We start from the raw sequence: 14,496 nt of genomic DNA, 5'->3' as shown, positions 1-14,496 counted from the left end.
TTTAATTACTTAACTTCTTCGATTGAAACTAAGTGAGCAATCTTAAAAATTTGACCACGTGTTGCCGCGTTATCTGGAAGGATAACTGAGCTATTGATCTTACCTAAGCCCAATGCCTTAACAGTACGACGTTGAGTAGGTTGACGGTGGGCAACACTGTGAATTAAGGTAACTTTTACTTGAGCCATAATTTAGTGCCCTCCTTATTCTGCCAAGTGGTCTACTGAAACACCACGTAACTTAGCAACTTCTTCAGCGTTCTTCAACTTCTTCAAACCTTCGAATGTTGCACGAACAACATTAACAGGCGTGTTTGAACCAAGACGTTTTGAAGTAACATCGGCAATACCGGCAAGATCCATAACGTTACGTACCGCACCACCGGCAGCAACCCCAGAACCTTCAACAGCAGGCTTTAACATGATCTTTCCACCGCCGTATACACCAATAACTTCGTGTGGAATAGTAGTCCCAACGATTGGAACAGTGATCAGGTTCTTTTCAGCAGCAGCTTGTGCCTTCCGGATAGCTTCTGGAACTTCTTGAGCCTTACCAGTACCAAAGCCAACATGACCCTTACGGTCACCAACAATTACTAAAGCGGCAAAACGCATCCGACGTCCACCCTTTACAACCTTAGTAATCCGGTTGATGGCTACAACTTGATCGTCTAAATCCAACTTTGCTGGATCAATGAATTCTGATGATGCCATTGCAGGTTATTCCTCCTTTTTTTAGAATTTAAGTCCGTTTTCACGAGCAGCTTCAGCCAAAGCTTGAACACGTCCATGGTAAAGGTATCCACCACGGTCGAAAACAACATTAGTAATGTTCTTTTCACTAGCACGCTTAGCAATTAAAGCACCAACGCCACTAGCTTGTTCAGTCTTCGTCTTACCACTAACTTCACTGTCATTTGTGGAGGCACTTGCGAGCGTCACACCCTTTACGTCATCAATTAATTGAGCGTAAATGTTTTTGTTTGAACGGTAAACACTTAAGCGTGGGCGCTCCGCAGTACCAGAAATCTTGCCGCGAACGCGCATATGACGACGTTGACGGATCTTGTTCTTATCTGGTTTTGAAATCACAACAGTCACCTCTTATTATTTTTATAGTTATTGTTTTAAGAATGCTAAATAATCTTATTAGATTACTTACCAGTCTTACCTTCCTTACGGATAATGTGTTCGTTTTCGTAACGGATACCCTTACCCTTGTATGGTTCAGGTGAACGAACGGCACGAACTTCAGCAGCAAAATTACCAAGGTGTTCCTTGTTAATTGAGCTTAATTCGATTGTAGTGTTGTCTGGAACATTGATATCAACATCTTCAGGCTTGTCCATTTCAACTGGGTTTGAGTAACCAACAGTTAAGATCAACTTGTTGCCCTTGAATTGAGCACGGTAACCAACACCGACAAGCTTAAGAACCTTCTTGTAACCATTAACAACACCTTCAACCATGTTGTTAACATTAGCACGGGTAGTTCCGTGGATCATCTTTAACTTGTTAGAATCGTCATCGCGATCGAACTTTACAACATTACCATCAACAGTCATCTTGATCAATGGTGAGATTTCACGAGATAAAGTACCTTTAGGACCTTTAACAGTAACAACATTACCATCTTGAGAAATTTCTACACCACTTGGTAAATCAATTTCCTTGTAACCAATACGACTCATGCTTGCACCTCCTATCTAATTATTAATAATTACCAAACGTAGGCGATAACTTCGCCACCAATTTTCTTGGCGCGAGCAACCTTGTCAGTTACAACACCTTCAGATGTTGAAATAATAGCAATACCTAATCCATTAAGAACCTTTGGCACAGCGTCAGCCTTAACGTAAGTCCGTAAACCAGGCTTAGAAATCCGCTTCAAGCCGGAAATAACCCGTTGACCGTCTTTGCCGTACTTCAAGAACACACGGATGATGCCTTGCTTGTTATCATCAACATATTCAACATCGCGAATGAAACCTTCGTTCTTTAAGATTTCAGCGATGTCCTTCTTCATCTTTGATGCAGGTGCTTCAACTGATTCGTGTTGAGCCATATTAGCGTTACGAATACGAGTTAAGAAATCTGCAATTGGATCACTCATAGACATCGATGTTTTCCTCCTTTTGTCGGTTTATTTGTTTACCAGCTAGCCTTCTTCAAACCAGGAATTTGTCCCTTGTGGGCAAGTTCTCGTAAGCAAATCCGGCATAGGTGGAATTTACGGTAAACTGAGTGCGGACGTCCACAACGTGCACAACGCGTGTATTCACGACTTGAGAACTTAGCTGGACGGTTGCACTTAGCAATCATTGATTTTTTAGCCAATTTGTGGAACCTCCTTTATTTAGCAAACGGCATACCGAGTTGCGCAAGTAATTCATGTGATTCTTCATCAGTTTGAGCAGTTGTAACAATAACAACATCCAAACCACGAACCCGGTTAACTTTATCATAATCAATTTCAGGGAAAATTAATTGTTCATGGATACCAAGAGTGTAGTTACCACGACCATCAAAAGCCTTGTTGCTTACACCATGGAAGTCACGAACCCGTGGCAATGCCACGTTAACTAACTTATCCAAGAAATCATACATACGTTCACCACGTAAGGTTACCTTAGCACCAATTGACATACCTTCACGAAGACGGAAGCCGGCAATTGACTTCTTAGCCTTAGTAATCAAAGGCTTTTGACCAGAAATCAAACCAAGTTCTTCAACGGCTTCATCAAGATTCTTGGAGTTAGTAGTAGCATCACCAACACCCATGTTTAAGACGATCTTGTCAATCTTTGGTGCTTGCATAACAGAAGAGTAGTTGAACTTTTCAATTAATGCTGGACGAATTTCACTTTCGTATTTAGCTTTCAAACGGTTTTCCATTAGAAGTTATTCCTCCTTCCCTTAAAAATTAGTCAAGTGTCTTGCCTGACTTCTTGGCAACACGAACCTTCTTACCATCAACGAACTTGTAACCGACACGGGTTGGTTCATTTGTTGAAGGATCAATCAGCATTACGTTTGAAGCATCAATGGCTGCTTCAGTATCAATAACGCCACCATTAGGGTTTGAGTTGCTTGGCTTTTGGTGTTTCTTAACCATATTTACGCCTTCAACGATAACACGGTTCTTGGCAGCAAGGATACTCTTAACAGTACCTTCTTTGCCCTTGTCCTTACCCGCGATAACGCGAACTTTATCACCTGTTTTAATGAACATGTTGATTGTGCACCTCCTTATTTTCGGTTAATCTTACAGAACTTCTGGAGCTAATGAAACGATCTTCATGAAGTCGTCTCCACGAAGCTCACGAGCGATTGGGCCAAAAATACGGGTACCCTTAGGGCTCTTGTCGTTGTTAATCAAAACAGCGGCGTTTTCATCAAACTTAATGTATGAACCATCCTTACGGTGAATACCTTGCTTAGTCCGTACAACAACGGCCTTAACAACGTCACCCTTTTTGACAACGCCACCTGGTGTTGCCTGTTTTACAGTAGCAACAATGATGTCACCAATATTACCTGTCTTAACTCGGGAACCACCTAAGATCTTAATAACTAAGATTTCACGTGCACCGGAGTTATCAGCGACCTTCAACCGACTTTCTTGTTGAATCACGGTTAATGTCCTCCTTCCATCTACAAATAAGAATTAGAATACGAATATTTTTAAGAGTTATCTGCTAATTAAAGGGTAGCAGCCTTTTCGACAATCTTTACAAGACGGAAACGCTTCTTGGCTGACAATGGCCGTGTTTCCATAATTTGTACAATGTCGCCGGTCTTAGCCTCGTTGTTTTCATCGTGTGCGTAGAACTTCTTTGAGTACTTAACACGCTTACCGTAGATAGGAGCACTCTTGTAAGTATCAATTACAACAGTGATGGTCTTATCCATCTTGTCAGAAGCAACACGGCCTTGGTAAACCTTACGTGCATTACGTTCTTCACTCATGCGCTAATCCTCCTTTTCGTATTCTTATTTGTTTAATTGTTGTTGACGAAGAACTGTCTTAACCCGTGCAATATCCTTGCGTACTTGCTTAAGGCTTGCAGTATTTTCCAACTGGCCGGTTGCTAATTGGAAACGTAAGTTAAACAATTGTTCCTTCAGTTCCTTCTCACGGTCAAGTAGCTTATCAGTGGTTAATCCATTCAGTTCTTGTACATAATCTTTACTTTTCATTAGATTGTCCACCTACTTCCTCACGTTGTACGATCTTAGTGCGAACTGGCAACTTGTGACCGGCAAGACGTAAAGCTTCACGAGCGACTTCTTCAGAAACGCCCCCTACTTCAAACATTACCTTGCCGCGCTTAACTGGGGCAACCCATCCTTCAGGAGCACCTTTACCGTTACCCATCCGGACCCCAACACCTTTACTGGTGTATGAGAGTTGAGGGAAGATCTTGATCCAAACCTTCCCACCACGCTTCATGTAACGCGTCATCGCGATACGAGCAGCTTCGATTTGGCGGTTGCTAATCCAATGTGAATCAAGAGCTTGTAAACCAAATTCACCAAAAGTAACAGTCTTACCACCCTTGGCTTCACCGCGCATGTGGCCACGTTGAACCTTACGGTGCTTTACACGTTTTGGTACTAACATGTGTTACTTCCCTCCTTGTTCATCATCGTTTGAATTCTTCTTGGTAGGAAGAACTTCACCACGGTAGATCCAGGTCTTAACACCGAGAACACCGTAAGTAGTGTTAGCTTCGTCCCAAGAGTAGTCGATATCAGCACGGAGTGTGTGCAAAGGAACAGTACCATCAGAGTATGATTCAACCCGTGACATATCTGCACCATTCAAACGACCGGCAACTTGAGTCTTAATACCCTTGGCACCGGCACGCATAGCACGTTGCATAGCTCCACGCATAGCACGACGGAAAGCAATACGAGCTTCCAATTGACGTGCAATACTTTCACCAACAAGGTGAGCATCTAAGTCTGGCTTCTTGATTTCCACAATGTTAATGTGAACACGCTTGCCAGTTAACTTGTTTAATTCCTTACGAAGTGCTTCAACTTCTGAACCACCCTTACCAATAACCATTCCTGGCTTGGCAGTGTGAATTGATACGTTTACGCGGTTAGCGGCACGTTCAATTTCAACGGTTGATACAGAGGCATCAGCAAGTCGCTTTTCAATATACTTACGGATCCGAAGGTCTTCGTTAAGGTATTCAGCAAAGTTCTTATCTGCGTACCACTTTGCAGTCCAATCACGAATGACCCCAACACGAAAACCATTAGGATTGATCTTTTGACCCACTATTCATTCCTCCTATCGTTCTGTAACAACCACTGTAATGTGACTAGTCCGCTTGTTGATTGGTGAAGCAGAACCCTTTGCACGTGGACGGAACCGCTTAAGGGTTGGTCCTTCGTTAGCAAATGCTTCGCTTACAACCAATGAAGCACGGTCTAAGTCGAAATTGTTTTCAGCGTTTGCAACAGCAGATTTTAATACTTTTTCAACATCTGAAGCGGCACCACGAGGGGTGAACTTCAAAATAGCAAATGCTTCGGCAACGCTCTTACCACGAATTGCGTCTAAAACAAGACGAACCTTACGAGCTGAAACCCGCACCATCTTGGCAGTTGCCTTAGCTGACGTAATGCTTTCAGCCATGTGTTATTTCACCCTCCTTACTTACCTGTCTTCTTGTCATCAGTAGCGTGACCATGGAAAGTCCGTGTAGGAACGAATTCACCTAACTTGTGGCCAACCATATCTTCTTGTACATAAACTGGTACGTGCTTCCGACCATCGTAAACAGCAAATGTGTAACCAATAAAACTTGGGAAAATGGTAGAACGACGTGACCATGTCTTGATGACAGTCTTCTTTTCAGAACCTTCTTGCTCCTTAACCTTCTTCAGTAATGAAGCATCGGCGAAAGGTCCCTTCTTCAAACTACGACCCATTTGTGTACCTCCTCTCGGTAATTAGAACGTATATATATATTAACGAGTATGTGGACCGCGCTTCCGACCACGAACAATGAACTTGTTTGAACGAGCCTTGTGTGAACGGGTCTTCTTACCAACAGTCTTCTTACCCCATGGAGAAAGAGGAGATGGTAAACCAACTGGTTGCTTACCTTCACCACCACCATGTGGGTGATCGTTAGGGTTCATTACAGAACCACGAACATGTGGACGTTGACCAGCGTAACGTGAACGACCAGCCTTACCCTTGATAATCAATGCATGTTCGTCGTTACCTACAGTACCAACAGTAGCACGGCAAGTAGCAAGAACCATACGAACTTCACCAGAAGAAAGACGTACTAAGACGTATTTTTCTTCCTTACCAAGTAATTGAGCAGAAGCACCTGCTGAACGGGCGAGTTGACCACCCTTGCCTGGCTTTAATTCAATGTTGTGAATAACAGTACCAACTGGAATGTTCTTTAATGGAAGAGCATTACCAACCTTGATATCAGCATCCGCACCAGATTGAACAGTCATGCCAACCTTTAAGCCCTTAGGAGCCAAGATGTATGACTTAGTACCGTCAGCGTAAACGATTAATGCAATGTTAGCAGTACGGTTAGGATCGTATTCGATTGCCTTAACAGTTGCTGGAACATCATCTTTAATCCGCTTGAAGTCAATAATCCGGTATTGACGCTTAGTACCACCACCACGGTGACGAACAGTAATGTGACCATAACTGTTACGACCAGCGGTGTGCTTTAACGGAGCCAATAATGACTTTTCGGGAGTAGTCTTCGTGATTTCAGCGAAGTCATAACCGTTCATATTACGGCGACCGTTAGTGGTTGCTTTGTATTTACGAATTCCCACTGTTTTTTCCTCCTTTATCTAATGATTAGTTTTCGCTGTTGTCGTTGAACAGCTTAATTTCATTTGAATCGGCAGATAAAGTAACAATTGCCTTACGACGGCGCTTAGTGTAGCCAACGTAACGACCTTGACGCTTTAACTTACCCTTAACATTCATGATGTTTACTTTAACAACCTTAACATCGAAGATTTCTTCGACAGCATTCTTAACTTGAGTCTTAGTTGCTCGTAAATCAACATCAAAAGTGTAACGCTTATTGTCCATCCCGGCCATTGAAGCTTCGGTAATAACTGGACGTAAAATAATGTCACGTGCTTCCATTATGCGAGCACCTCCTCTACTTGAGAAAGAGCTGACTTAGTGATAACGATCTTTTGGTTATCAACAACGTTTAAGATGTTAACACCTGCAGGAGTAACAACTGTAGCATTTGCTAAGTTACGTGCAGATAAAGCAGCGTTCTTGTCATCATCGGTAACAACAACTAATGCCTTTTCAGCAACGTTTAAGTTACTCATAACACCAGCAAATTCCTTGGTCTTTGGTGCATCAAAGTTTAATGCATCAACTACTACTAAGTTGTCATCAAGAACCTTTTGTGAAAGGGCAGACTTGATTGCAAGTTGACGAACCTTACGAGGAAGGCTGTACTTGTAAGAACGTGGAGCAGGTCCAAAGACAATCCCACCACCACGGAATTGTGGGGCACGAATTGACCCTTGACGAGCACGACCAGTACCCTTTTGACGCCATGGCTTCTTACCACCACCGCGAACAGCTGAACGGTTCTTAACGGCGTGAGTACCTTGACGTAATGAGGCACGTTGACGCAAAATAGCATCAAATTCAACGTTTTGGTTTGGTTCAACACCAAAGATTGCGGCGTTTAATTCAACAGTACCGTTTTGGCTACCATCTTGCTTGTACAAATTAACGCTAGTCATTATTTAACTTCCTCCTTTCTTATTAATTGTTGTGTTGCTTGCTAAGGCTCTTCTTAGTGTTTGCCTTAACAGAGTTCTTAATAGTAACGTATGACTTGTTAGCACCTGGAACGTTACCCTTGATTAAGAGAACGTTGTTGTCAAGGTCAACCTTAACAACTTGTAGGTGTTGCATGGTAACAGTCTTGCCACCCATGCGACCTGGGAGCTTCATACCCTTGAAGACCCGGTTAATAATTGCACCTAATGAACCTGGACGACGGTGGTAACGAGAACCGTGTGCCATAGGTCCACGAGCTTGGTTATCCTTGTGGATGTTACCTTGGTAACCATGACCCTTGGTAGTACCCGTAACGTCGACAGTTTCACCTTCAGTGAAGACGTCAGCCTTAACTTCGTCTCCTACCTTGATGTCATCCCCTAATTCAGCGTCACGGATTTCACCGATGAAGCGCTTAGGGGTCGTATTTGCTTTTGCTGCATGACCTTGTTCAGGCTTGTTGCTCAAGATTTCGCGCTTGTCATCGAAACCAAGTTGTACAGCGTTGTAACCATCATTTTCAACGGTCTTGATTTGCATAACAACGTTTGGTGTTACGTCGATAACAGTAACTGGAACTAATTCACCGTTGTCAGTGAATACTTGAGTCATTCCAACCTTTTTACCTAAGATTCCTTTGGCCATGAGTACACCTCCAATTTTTTGTTTTATGTATTTCTTCTATATTTAGTAATTAAAGCTTGATTTCAATGTCAACACCACTTGGCAGATCGAGCTTCATTAATGAATCAACGGTCTTTGGTGTTGGGTCAACAATGTCGATTAAACGCTTGTGAGTGCGCATTTCGAATTGCTCCCGAGACTTCTTGAACTTGTGTGGTGAACGGATAACAGTGTAGATAGTCCGTTCAGTAGGTAACGGGATAGGACCTGAAATTTGAGCACCTGTCCGCTTAGCGGTTTCAACAATCTTATCAGCAGATTGGTCTAAGATACGGTGTTCATATGCCTTTAACCGAATACGAATCTTTTGTTTTGCCATTATGTTCCCTCCTTCGTCAGATTTGAAATTTGACTAGCTCCGCGGAAATTACCGCCACATCCTGTGGCAAAGCGGCCGGGTGTGTCGCAACCTTCCGCATCATCGCTTCGCTGCTTAAACATACTAGGGGGTAAGGCAAATCTACCTCCTTTGCTCAAGCACCTATCCATAATACTAAAGAATCCCGCTCATATCAAGGGGTTAATTCAAATAAATTAGATTGAAATATTTTTGTAAAGTTTTTTAACTTATTTTCATACAATAAAAAAAGGACTGTGAACTAAATTAATAGTCACAATCCTTTCGATGGATTTGAGATCGTTGGTATCAACAAATATTAGTTGTTGCCACCGTTCTTCTTAATAATTTCTTCTTGAACTGACTTAGGAACAGCTGAGTAGTGGTCGAATGTCATTGTGAATGTACCACGACCCTGGGTAGCTGAACGTAAGGCAGTAGCGTAACCAAACATTTCTGACAGTGGAACGAATGAGTGGATAAGTTGAGCGTTACCACGTTCTTCCATCCCATCAATCGTACCACGACGAGCAGTTACTTGACCCATAACGTCACCCATGTTGTCTTGTGGAACAACGATGTCAACCTTCATGATTGGTTCAAGGATAACTGGATCAGCCTTCTTTGCAGCATTCTTAAGAGCTAATGATGCAGCAACCTTGAAGGCAGCTTCACTTGAGTCGACTTCGTGGTAACTACCATCGTAGAGCTTAGCGTGCATGTCAACAAGTGGGTAACCAGCAAGAACACCGTTTTGCATAGCTTCCTTCAACCCTTGTTCAACAGCAGGGATGAATTCACGAGGAACAACACCACCGACAATGGCGTCTTCAAATTCGAAGCCTTCCCCTTCCTTAAGTGGGGTAAATTCGATCCATACATCACCGTATTGACCCTTACCACCAGACTGACGAACGAACTTACCTTGTGCGCTAGCAGTCTTCGTAAATGCTTCACGGTATGAAACTTGTGGCTTACCAACAGTAACTTCCGCGTGGAATTCACGACGAAGACGTTCAACAATGATGTCCAAGTGAAGTTCACCCATCCCGGCGATCAAAGTTTCACCAGTTTCAGGGTTAGTTTCAGCCTTGAATGTTGGGTCTTCTTCAGCAAGCTTTTGCAGACCCTTGTCCATCTTGTCTTGGTCAGCCTTAGACTTAGGTTCAACAGAAACTTGGATAACTGGTTCTGGGAAGTCCATTGATTCAAGTTGAAGTGGGTGATCTGGATCGGTTAATGAGTCACCAGTAGTGGTGTTCTTCAAACCGATTGCAGCAGCGATATCACCTGAGAATACTTCTGGAATTTCTTGTTGTTGGTTTGAGTGCATTTGGAGCAAACGACCAATCCGTTCACGCTTTTCCTTAGTAGCGTTAAGAACGTATGAACCTGATTGAAGTGAACCAGTGTAAACACGTAAGAAAGTCAACCGACCAACGAATGGGTCCGTGGCAATCTTGAAGGCTAAGGCAGCGAATGGCTTGTCGTCACCGGCAGTCAATTCGATTTCGTTACCTTCTTCGTCATGAGCAACGAATGGCTTAACATCAACTGGTGATGGTAAGTAGTCGATAACCGCATCAAGCATCATTTGGATACCCTTATCCTTGTAAGCTGAACCAGCTAATACAGGGAAGAGCTTTTCTTCCAAAGTACCCTTACGGATAGCAGCCTTGATTTCGTCAACGGAAATTTCGTCACCTTCAAGGTACTTTTCCATAATGCCATCATCGATATCTGCCAATGTTTCGATCATTGCATCGTGACGAGCTTGGGCATCGTCCTTCATGTCAGCAGGAATATCAACAGTATCCCAGTTAGTACCTAACTTATCTTCATCGTAAACATAAGCAACCATCTTAACCAGGTCAACAACCCCGGCAAATGAGTCTTCGGCACCAATTGGCATTTGAATTGGTAGTGGGGTAACGTTCAGACGGTCCTTGATCGTTTGAACAGAGTAATCAAAGTTAGCTCCAACCTTGTCCATCTTGTTAGCAAAAACAATCCGTGGAACGTTGAATTGGTCAGCTTGACGCCAAACAGTTTCGGTTTGTGGTTCAACACCGGCTTGGGCATCAAGAACAGTTACGGCACCATCAAGCACCCGCAATGCACGTTCAACTTCGACAGTGAAGTCCACGTGTCCTGGGGTATCGATGATGTTAATCCGGTGATCCTTCCAAACGGCAGTAGTGGCAGCGGAAGTGATAGTGATACCACGTTCCTTTTCTTCGTCCATCCAGTCCATTTGTGAAGCACCATCATGGGTTTCACCAATCTTATGAATCTTACCAGTGTAGTAAAGAATCCGCTCAGTTGCAGTCGTCTTACCGGCATCGATGTGTGCCATGATCCCGATGTTACGAGTCTTAGCAAGTGGGTATTCACGTTTATTAGCCATCTTAAAAGAGAATCTCCTTCCAAAATATGGTTATAGTTACAGTAGTTATTATTTTATCATTATTTTCAAAAAGGGGTGACGTCTAAGCATTAATTACGTCACCCCCTCACTGAAACTAGTCAGATAACTAGCATCAAGCGGCAGTAATTATTACCAGCGGTAGTGTGCAAATGCACGGTTGGCTTCTGCCATACGATGAGTATCTTCACGCTTCTTAACAGAAGCACCAGTGTTGTTAGAAGCATCAATGATTTCACGTGCAAGACGTTCAACCATTGTGTGTTCCCCACGCAAACGTGCGTATTGAACAATCCAACGAAGGCCTAATGTAGTACGACGGTCTGGACGAACTTCAATCGGAACTTGGTAGTTAGAACCACCAACACGACGAGCCTTAACTTCCAAGACAGGCATAACGTTTTCCATTGCTTGTTGGAATACTTCTACTGGATCGTTACCAGTTTCGTTCTTAATTTCATCAAAAGCTGCGTATAAAATCTTAGTAGCAGTTCCGCGCTTACCGTCGATCATCAAGTGGTCGATCAAGCTTGTAACCAACTTTGAGTTGTACATTGGATCTGGTAAAATTTCACGCTTTTGTACATGTCCTTTACGTGGCATTACTTAACTCCTCCTTAAAATTACTTCTTTTCCTTAGGCTTCTTAGCACCGTACTTAGAACGTGATTGCATACGGCCTTCAACACCAGCAGTATCCAGAGTACCACGGATAATGTGGTAACGAACCCCAGGTAAATCCTTAACACGACCACCACGGATCAAGACAACGGAGTGTTCTTGAAGGTTGTGACCAATACCAGGAATGTAAGCAGTAACTTCGATCAAGTTTGAAAGACGTACACGGGCGTACTTCCGTAAAGCTGAGTTTGGCTTCTTAGGAGTCATTGTCCCGACACGGGTAGCAACCCCACGCTTTTGTGGTGATGGAGTCTTAACTTCTTCCTTCTTGAAAGTGTTGTAAACATAACCAAGAGCTGGTGACTTTGACTTGCCCTTGTGGCTCTTACGGCCCTTACGTACCAATTGGTTAATGGTTGGCATTATTTTTTCCCCTTCCTTAATTTAAGTCCACACATCCAGGTGGTTCTTTTTTACGAATAAAAAAAGGATCTGAATGTATTATGAAATTAATGTGCCTTCGTTGACGCATAAGTCTGCCCAACGACAGACACTCGTTGCTAAAAAAAGCACCTTCAATAGATTATCATGCTAGCAATTGAATGTCAACGAACCGTGGCTTTTTATTTTAAATCCTTTCGTGCAAATTTGAAATTATTACGTATTTATTATATAGGAGGTGCACTATGTTAATTATCTTATTCATCACCGGTGCCAGTTTAGCGTCATTTATTACCCTTTGTGCCCAGCGATTAGCCACGCACGAGCTCCCCTGGCTTCCCCGCCATTCATATTGCAATGCCTGTCAGCAACAGCTTGCTTGGTGGCAGCTTATTCCAATTGTAGGTTACTGCCTGCAAGCTGGTCGTTGTCATTATTGCCACCAACGGATCACTTGCTATTTTCCCCTTGTCGAACTCCTCACCGCAGTTGCTTTCAGTTCCCTATTTTGCCTCTCCCCACTCCACGATTTGGTGATTGCAATTGCCATCTTAACCCTCGTCTTCATCTCGACGACCGACATGGTTGCCCAATTCGTTTACCCGCTTGCTTATTGTGGCCTATTCCCCCTTGCCCTTATCACCAATCCTTCCTTAGTAGGAGCGGTTGAAGCAGCAGTCCTTGCCATTTGTTTGCACTGCTTTGCAACCCGCACAAGGGCACTCGGGAGTGGGGACGTCGAACTGCTCGTCCTTTTATGGATCATTTTCGGCGGAATAACTAGCTTGATTATTATCCAGATAAGCTCTGTCATTATGCTCGCCTGCTTTGCATTGAGCAAGCAAAAGCGTCTTCCGTTCATCCCCGCCATTTCCTTAGCAGTCTACCTCATCCTCTTTTACCAACAGTACTAAAAAATGGGACCGAAATAATCAGTCCCATCTTGCTCATTTTTCTACTTCTTCAACCGGCTTCAACTTAATTACAAATAAGTTTTGCCCAAACTGAGCGAGGTTTTCAATGTTTTGGAGTAACAATAACAGCCACGAAAAGGCCAACGCAAATTCTAACAGCTCAAAGGCGGTCAGCGACAAGTAATCAGTCAGCTTAAAAATAATATACTCAATCCCCATCAATGCACCAATCGTATATGATATCCGTAAAAACTGTTTCGTAACCTCAGGCAGGATCCAGCGGATGGCCACAATCAGGATCAGCATAATATAGACGAGCCACATTGCGATCCGATCATGGAGAACATGGAATTGGGGATCGTTAGGGAAAAGGCCGATTGCGGCAATACAAGCTGATAACATATACAAGAGCCACCGCAAAATCTGGATATTCTTCCCCCGGTAACGCCGTTGCAAGTTGACAAATAGGTAATCAATTAATGCAACCATCAAGAGGCCGGTAAAAATCAAGGTAACGTTAAATTGCAAACTGGTTGAATTTTTTGCCGTCCCGAGAAAGCTAAAATTATGCCGCCACCAGTCCCGTGATGAGTTAGTCAGCATTGAAAAGAGCATCCCCCCAATGATCATAATCGTAAGCAAGTTGGTAATCACACTGGAAGATAATGTCATTGCCAGGTTAATCATGATGTAATTAACCATCGCTAAGATCACAAGGATAAAGGCCGTAGCAGTATAAATGTCAAAACGCGCATCCGTAAATAGTTGCCCGAATAGCCAAAACATTGCAGAGAATGAAAAGGCAATAATTAGTCCACAAGCAATCGCAATTGTCGGCAGACTTCGCCAGTAAAAGTCCTTACTTGGGCCAGTCGCCCGGATCTTCGTCACGATAAACGCCGTCACAAAGGTCACCACCCCGCTGGTCAACCCCAAGATCAAGGCCCCGTTAGCGATTGAATAGTCATCACCATTGATCGGGATCGTCCCCACATTTTGCATGGAGAAGAAAACCAGAAAGACCGCTGTTAAGATCAACGCTGGAATCATGTACCACCACATATTAATCCGGGGGAGCTGGTCAATCACCCGTACTGGGCGAATATTTATTTGCTTATGGTTAACACTCAGCGACAGCTCATCATCACTCGAAAAATCGGTTTGTTCAAACGCGGACTCCGGTATCTCTATTTGATATTTTTTTGCCAAACAAACACCCCTTATTCAATAAAAAAGCAATGGCGCCTTACGGTTACC

The 14,496-nt window shown here is 43.3% G+C and carries 25 protein-coding genes; 1 reads left to right on the top strand and 24 read right to left on the bottom strand.

The window, feature by feature from the left end; all coding sequences use genetic code 11:
• Positions 1-5: 5 nt before the first annotated feature.
• From rpmD to rpsL, 23 genes are all read right to left on the bottom strand, one after another.
• Positions 6-188, bottom strand: a complete 183-nt coding sequence (gene rpmD, locus CZ502_RS02920) for a 50S ribosomal protein L30 (protein ID WP_003716670.1) — start codon at positions 186-188, stop codon at positions 6-8.
• 15 nt (positions 189-203) lie between these two features.
• Positions 204-713 carry a 30S ribosomal protein S5 gene (rpsE, locus tag CZ502_RS02915; RefSeq protein WP_076459606.1) on the bottom strand — a complete coding sequence of 170 codons (510 nt, stop codon included), beginning with the start codon at positions 711-713 and terminating at the stop codon, positions 204-206.
• A gap of 21 nt (positions 714-734) precedes the next feature.
• Entirely contained in the window at positions 735-1,100 is a 366-nt protein-coding gene (gene rplR, locus CZ502_RS02910) for a 50S ribosomal protein L18 (protein WP_076459605.1), read from the bottom strand.
• A 53-nt stretch (positions 1,101-1,153) separates the two neighbouring features.
• Entirely contained in the window at positions 1,154-1,690 is a 537-nt protein-coding gene (gene rplF / locus CZ502_RS02905) for a 50S ribosomal protein L6 (RefSeq protein ID WP_076459604.1), read from the bottom strand.
• A 29-nt stretch (positions 1,691-1,719) separates the two neighbouring features.
• Entirely contained in the window at positions 1,720-2,118 is a 399-nt protein-coding gene (gene rpsH / locus CZ502_RS02900; protein ID WP_076459603.1) for a 30S ribosomal protein S8, read from the bottom strand.
• A gap of 32 nt (positions 2,119-2,150) precedes the next feature.
• Positions 2,151-2,336: a type Z 30S ribosomal protein S14 gene (locus CZ502_RS02895; RefSeq protein ID WP_003664547.1), complete on the bottom strand. Its 186-nt coding sequence runs from the start codon at positions 2,334-2,336 to the stop codon at positions 2,151-2,153.
• A gap of 15 nt (positions 2,337-2,351) precedes the next feature.
• On the bottom strand, positions 2,352-2,894 hold the full coding sequence (gene rplE, locus CZ502_RS02890; protein ID WP_076459602.1) for a 50S ribosomal protein L5: 543 nt from the start codon (positions 2,892-2,894) through the stop codon (positions 2,352-2,354).
• A 28-nt stretch (positions 2,895-2,922) separates the two neighbouring features.
• Positions 2,923-3,231, bottom strand: coding sequence for a 50S ribosomal protein L24 (gene rplX / locus CZ502_RS02885; RefSeq protein WP_076459601.1), 309 nt, complete (start codon positions 3,229-3,231; stop codon positions 2,923-2,925).
• 33 nt (positions 3,232-3,264) lie between these two features.
• The gene (gene rplN, locus CZ502_RS02880) at positions 3,265-3,633 is read right to left on the bottom strand and encodes a 50S ribosomal protein L14 (protein WP_076459600.1); all 369 of its coding nucleotides are present in this window, start codon (positions 3,631-3,633) and stop codon (positions 3,265-3,267) included.
• 68 nt (positions 3,634-3,701) lie between these two features.
• Entirely contained in the window at positions 3,702-3,968 is a 267-nt protein-coding gene (gene rpsQ / locus CZ502_RS02875) for a 30S ribosomal protein S17 (protein ID WP_076459599.1), read from the bottom strand.
• A 24-nt stretch (positions 3,969-3,992) separates the two neighbouring features.
• On the bottom strand, positions 3,993-4,199 hold the full coding sequence (gene rpmC, locus CZ502_RS02870; protein WP_057805829.1) for a 50S ribosomal protein L29: 207 nt from the start codon (positions 4,197-4,199) through the stop codon (positions 3,993-3,995).
• Positions 4,189-4,623, bottom strand: coding sequence for a 50S ribosomal protein L16 (rplP, locus tag CZ502_RS02865; protein ID WP_003664555.1), 435 nt, complete (start codon positions 4,621-4,623; stop codon positions 4,189-4,191). Before rplP ends, rpmC begins: the two co-directional genes overlap by 11 nt.
• A gap of 3 nt (positions 4,624-4,626) precedes the next feature.
• Positions 4,627-5,292, bottom strand: a complete 666-nt coding sequence (gene rpsC / locus CZ502_RS02860; protein ID WP_076459598.1) for a 30S ribosomal protein S3 — start codon at positions 5,290-5,292, stop codon at positions 4,627-4,629.
• Positions 5,293-5,304: 12 nt separating this feature from the next.
• Positions 5,305-5,652 carry a 50S ribosomal protein L22 gene (rplV, locus tag CZ502_RS02855; RefSeq protein ID WP_076459597.1) on the bottom strand — a complete coding sequence of 116 codons (348 nt, stop codon included), beginning with the start codon at positions 5,650-5,652 and terminating at the stop codon, positions 5,305-5,307.
• A gap of 17 nt (positions 5,653-5,669) precedes the next feature.
• Positions 5,670-5,948 (bottom strand): 30S ribosomal protein S19, encoded by a 279-nt coding sequence (gene rpsS, locus CZ502_RS02850; RefSeq protein WP_003714506.1) that lies wholly within the window; start codon positions 5,946-5,948, stop codon positions 5,670-5,672.
• 39 nt (positions 5,949-5,987) lie between these two features.
• Complete coding sequence (gene rplB / locus CZ502_RS02845) at positions 5,988-6,833, bottom strand: 50S ribosomal protein L2 (protein WP_076459596.1); 846 nt, start codon at positions 6,831-6,833, stop codon at positions 5,988-5,990.
• A 25-nt stretch (positions 6,834-6,858) separates the two neighbouring features.
• The gene (gene rplW, locus CZ502_RS02840) at positions 6,859-7,155 is read right to left on the bottom strand and encodes a 50S ribosomal protein L23 (RefSeq protein WP_076459595.1); all 297 of its coding nucleotides are present in this window, start codon (positions 7,153-7,155) and stop codon (positions 6,859-6,861) included.
• Positions 7,155-7,778 carry a 50S ribosomal protein L4 gene (rplD, locus tag CZ502_RS02835; protein WP_076459594.1) on the bottom strand — a complete coding sequence of 208 codons (624 nt, stop codon included), beginning with the start codon at positions 7,776-7,778 and terminating at the stop codon, positions 7,155-7,157. Before rplD ends, rplW begins: the two co-directional genes overlap by 1 nt.
• Positions 7,779-7,800: 22 nt before the next feature.
• Positions 7,801-8,463, bottom strand: coding sequence for a 50S ribosomal protein L3 (gene rplC, locus CZ502_RS02830; RefSeq protein ID WP_076459593.1), 663 nt, complete (start codon positions 8,461-8,463; stop codon positions 7,801-7,803).
• Between the two features lie 49 nt (positions 8,464-8,512).
• Complete coding sequence (gene rpsJ, locus CZ502_RS02825; RefSeq protein ID WP_003664569.1) at positions 8,513-8,821, bottom strand: 30S ribosomal protein S10; 309 nt, start codon at positions 8,819-8,821, stop codon at positions 8,513-8,515.
• Between the two features lie 337 nt (positions 8,822-9,158).
• Positions 9,159-11,246 (bottom strand): elongation factor G, encoded by a 2,088-nt coding sequence (gene fusA / locus CZ502_RS02820; RefSeq protein WP_076459592.1) that lies wholly within the window; start codon positions 11,244-11,246, stop codon positions 9,159-9,161.
• A 150-nt stretch (positions 11,247-11,396) separates the two neighbouring features.
• Positions 11,397-11,867, bottom strand: a complete 471-nt coding sequence (rpsG, locus tag CZ502_RS02815; RefSeq protein WP_003668788.1) for a 30S ribosomal protein S7 — start codon at positions 11,865-11,867, stop codon at positions 11,397-11,399.
• A gap of 20 nt (positions 11,868-11,887) precedes the next feature.
• Positions 11,888-12,307 carry a 30S ribosomal protein S12 gene (gene rpsL, locus CZ502_RS02810; RefSeq protein ID WP_076459591.1) on the bottom strand — a complete coding sequence of 140 codons (420 nt, stop codon included), beginning with the start codon at positions 12,305-12,307 and terminating at the stop codon, positions 11,888-11,890.
• A gap of 263 nt (positions 12,308-12,570) precedes the next feature.
• Here rpsL and CZ502_RS02805 point away from each other — a divergent pair, with 263 nt between their 5' ends.
• A complete protein-coding gene (locus tag CZ502_RS02805) occupies positions 12,571-13,239 on the top strand; it encodes a prepilin peptidase (protein WP_076459590.1) in 669 nt (222 codons plus the stop codon).
• A 33-nt stretch (positions 13,240-13,272) separates the two neighbouring features.
• On the opposite strand, the gene CZ502_RS02800 is transcribed toward CZ502_RS02805, so the two are convergent.
• Complete coding sequence (locus CZ502_RS02800; RefSeq protein WP_076459589.1) at positions 13,273-14,448, bottom strand: DUF998 domain-containing protein; 1,176 nt, start codon at positions 14,446-14,448, stop codon at positions 13,273-13,275.
• Positions 14,449-14,496 lie beyond the last annotated feature (48 nt).

This window comes from Limosilactobacillus caccae (assembly GCF_900156885.1).
In the GTDB taxonomy this organism is placed as follows: Bacteria; Bacillota; Bacilli; order Lactobacillales; family Lactobacillaceae; genus Limosilactobacillus; species Limosilactobacillus caccae.
The sequence above is the reverse complement of the archived record's forward strand: the minus strand, read 5'-3'. Positions and strand labels throughout refer to the sequence as shown.

What these genes read in the sequence shown, in the direction of transcription:
- rplX (WP_076459601.1), bottom strand. Translation starts at nt 3,231, where the DNA reads ATGTTCATTAAAACAGGTGATAAAGTTCGCGTTATCGCGGGTAAGGAC.
- rpsG (WP_003668788.1), bottom strand. Translation starts at nt 11,867, where the DNA reads ATGCCACGTAAAGGACATGTACAAAAGCGTGAAATTTTACCAGATCCA.
- rpsH (WP_076459603.1), bottom strand. Translation starts at nt 2,118, where the DNA reads ATGTCTATGAGTGATCCAATTGCAGATTTCTTAACTCGTATTCGTAAC.
- rpmD (WP_003716670.1), bottom strand. Translation starts at nt 188, where the DNA reads ATGGCTCAAGTAAAAGTTACCTTAATTCACAGTGTTGCCCACCGTCAA.
- rplF (WP_076459604.1), bottom strand. Translation starts at nt 1,690, where the DNA reads ATGAGTCGTATTGGTTACAAGGAAATTGATTTACCAAGTGGTGTAGAA.
- rpsJ (WP_003664569.1), bottom strand. Translation starts at nt 8,821, where the DNA reads ATGGCAAAACAAAAGATTCGTATTCGGTTAAAGGCATATGAACACCGT.
- fusA (WP_076459592.1), bottom strand. Translation starts at nt 11,246, where the DNA reads ATGGCTAATAAACGTGAATACCCACTTGCTAAGACTCGTAACATCGGG.
- rplE (WP_076459602.1), bottom strand. Translation starts at nt 2,894, where the DNA reads ATGGAAAACCGTTTGAAAGCTAAATACGAAAGTGAAATTCGTCCAGCA.
- rpsS (WP_003714506.1), bottom strand. Translation starts at nt 5,948, where the DNA reads ATGGGTCGTAGTTTGAAGAAGGGACCTTTCGCCGATGCTTCATTACTG.
- rplC (WP_076459593.1), bottom strand. Translation starts at nt 8,463, where the DNA reads ATGGCCAAAGGAATCTTAGGTAAAAAGGTTGGAATGACTCAAGTATTC.
- rpsL (WP_076459591.1), bottom strand. Translation starts at nt 12,307, where the DNA reads ATGCCAACCATTAACCAATTGGTACGTAAGGGCCGTAAGAGCCACAAG.
- CZ502_RS02805 (WP_076459590.1), top strand. Translation starts at nt 12,571, where the DNA reads ATGTTAATTATCTTATTCATCACCGGTGCCAGTTTAGCGTCATTTATT.
- rpsE (WP_076459606.1), bottom strand. Translation starts at nt 713, where the DNA reads ATGGCATCATCAGAATTCATTGATCCAGCAAAGTTGGATTTAGACGAT.
- rplV (WP_076459597.1), bottom strand. Translation starts at nt 5,652, where the DNA reads ATGGCTGAAAGCATTACGTCAGCTAAGGCAACTGCCAAGATGGTGCGG.
- rplW (WP_076459595.1), bottom strand. Translation starts at nt 7,155, where the DNA reads ATGGAAGCACGTGACATTATTTTACGTCCAGTTATTACCGAAGCTTCA.
- rpmC (WP_057805829.1), bottom strand. Translation starts at nt 4,199, where the DNA reads ATGAAAAGTAAAGATTATGTACAAGAACTGAATGGATTAACCACTGAT.
- rpsQ (WP_076459599.1), bottom strand. Translation starts at nt 3,968, where the DNA reads ATGAGTGAAGAACGTAATGCACGTAAGGTTTACCAAGGCCGTGTTGCT.
- rplD (WP_076459594.1), bottom strand. Translation starts at nt 7,778, where the DNA reads ATGACTAGCGTTAATTTGTACAAGCAAGATGGTAGCCAAAACGGTACT.
- rplP (WP_003664555.1), bottom strand. Translation starts at nt 4,623, where the DNA reads ATGTTAGTACCAAAACGTGTAAAGCACCGTAAGGTTCAACGTGGCCAC.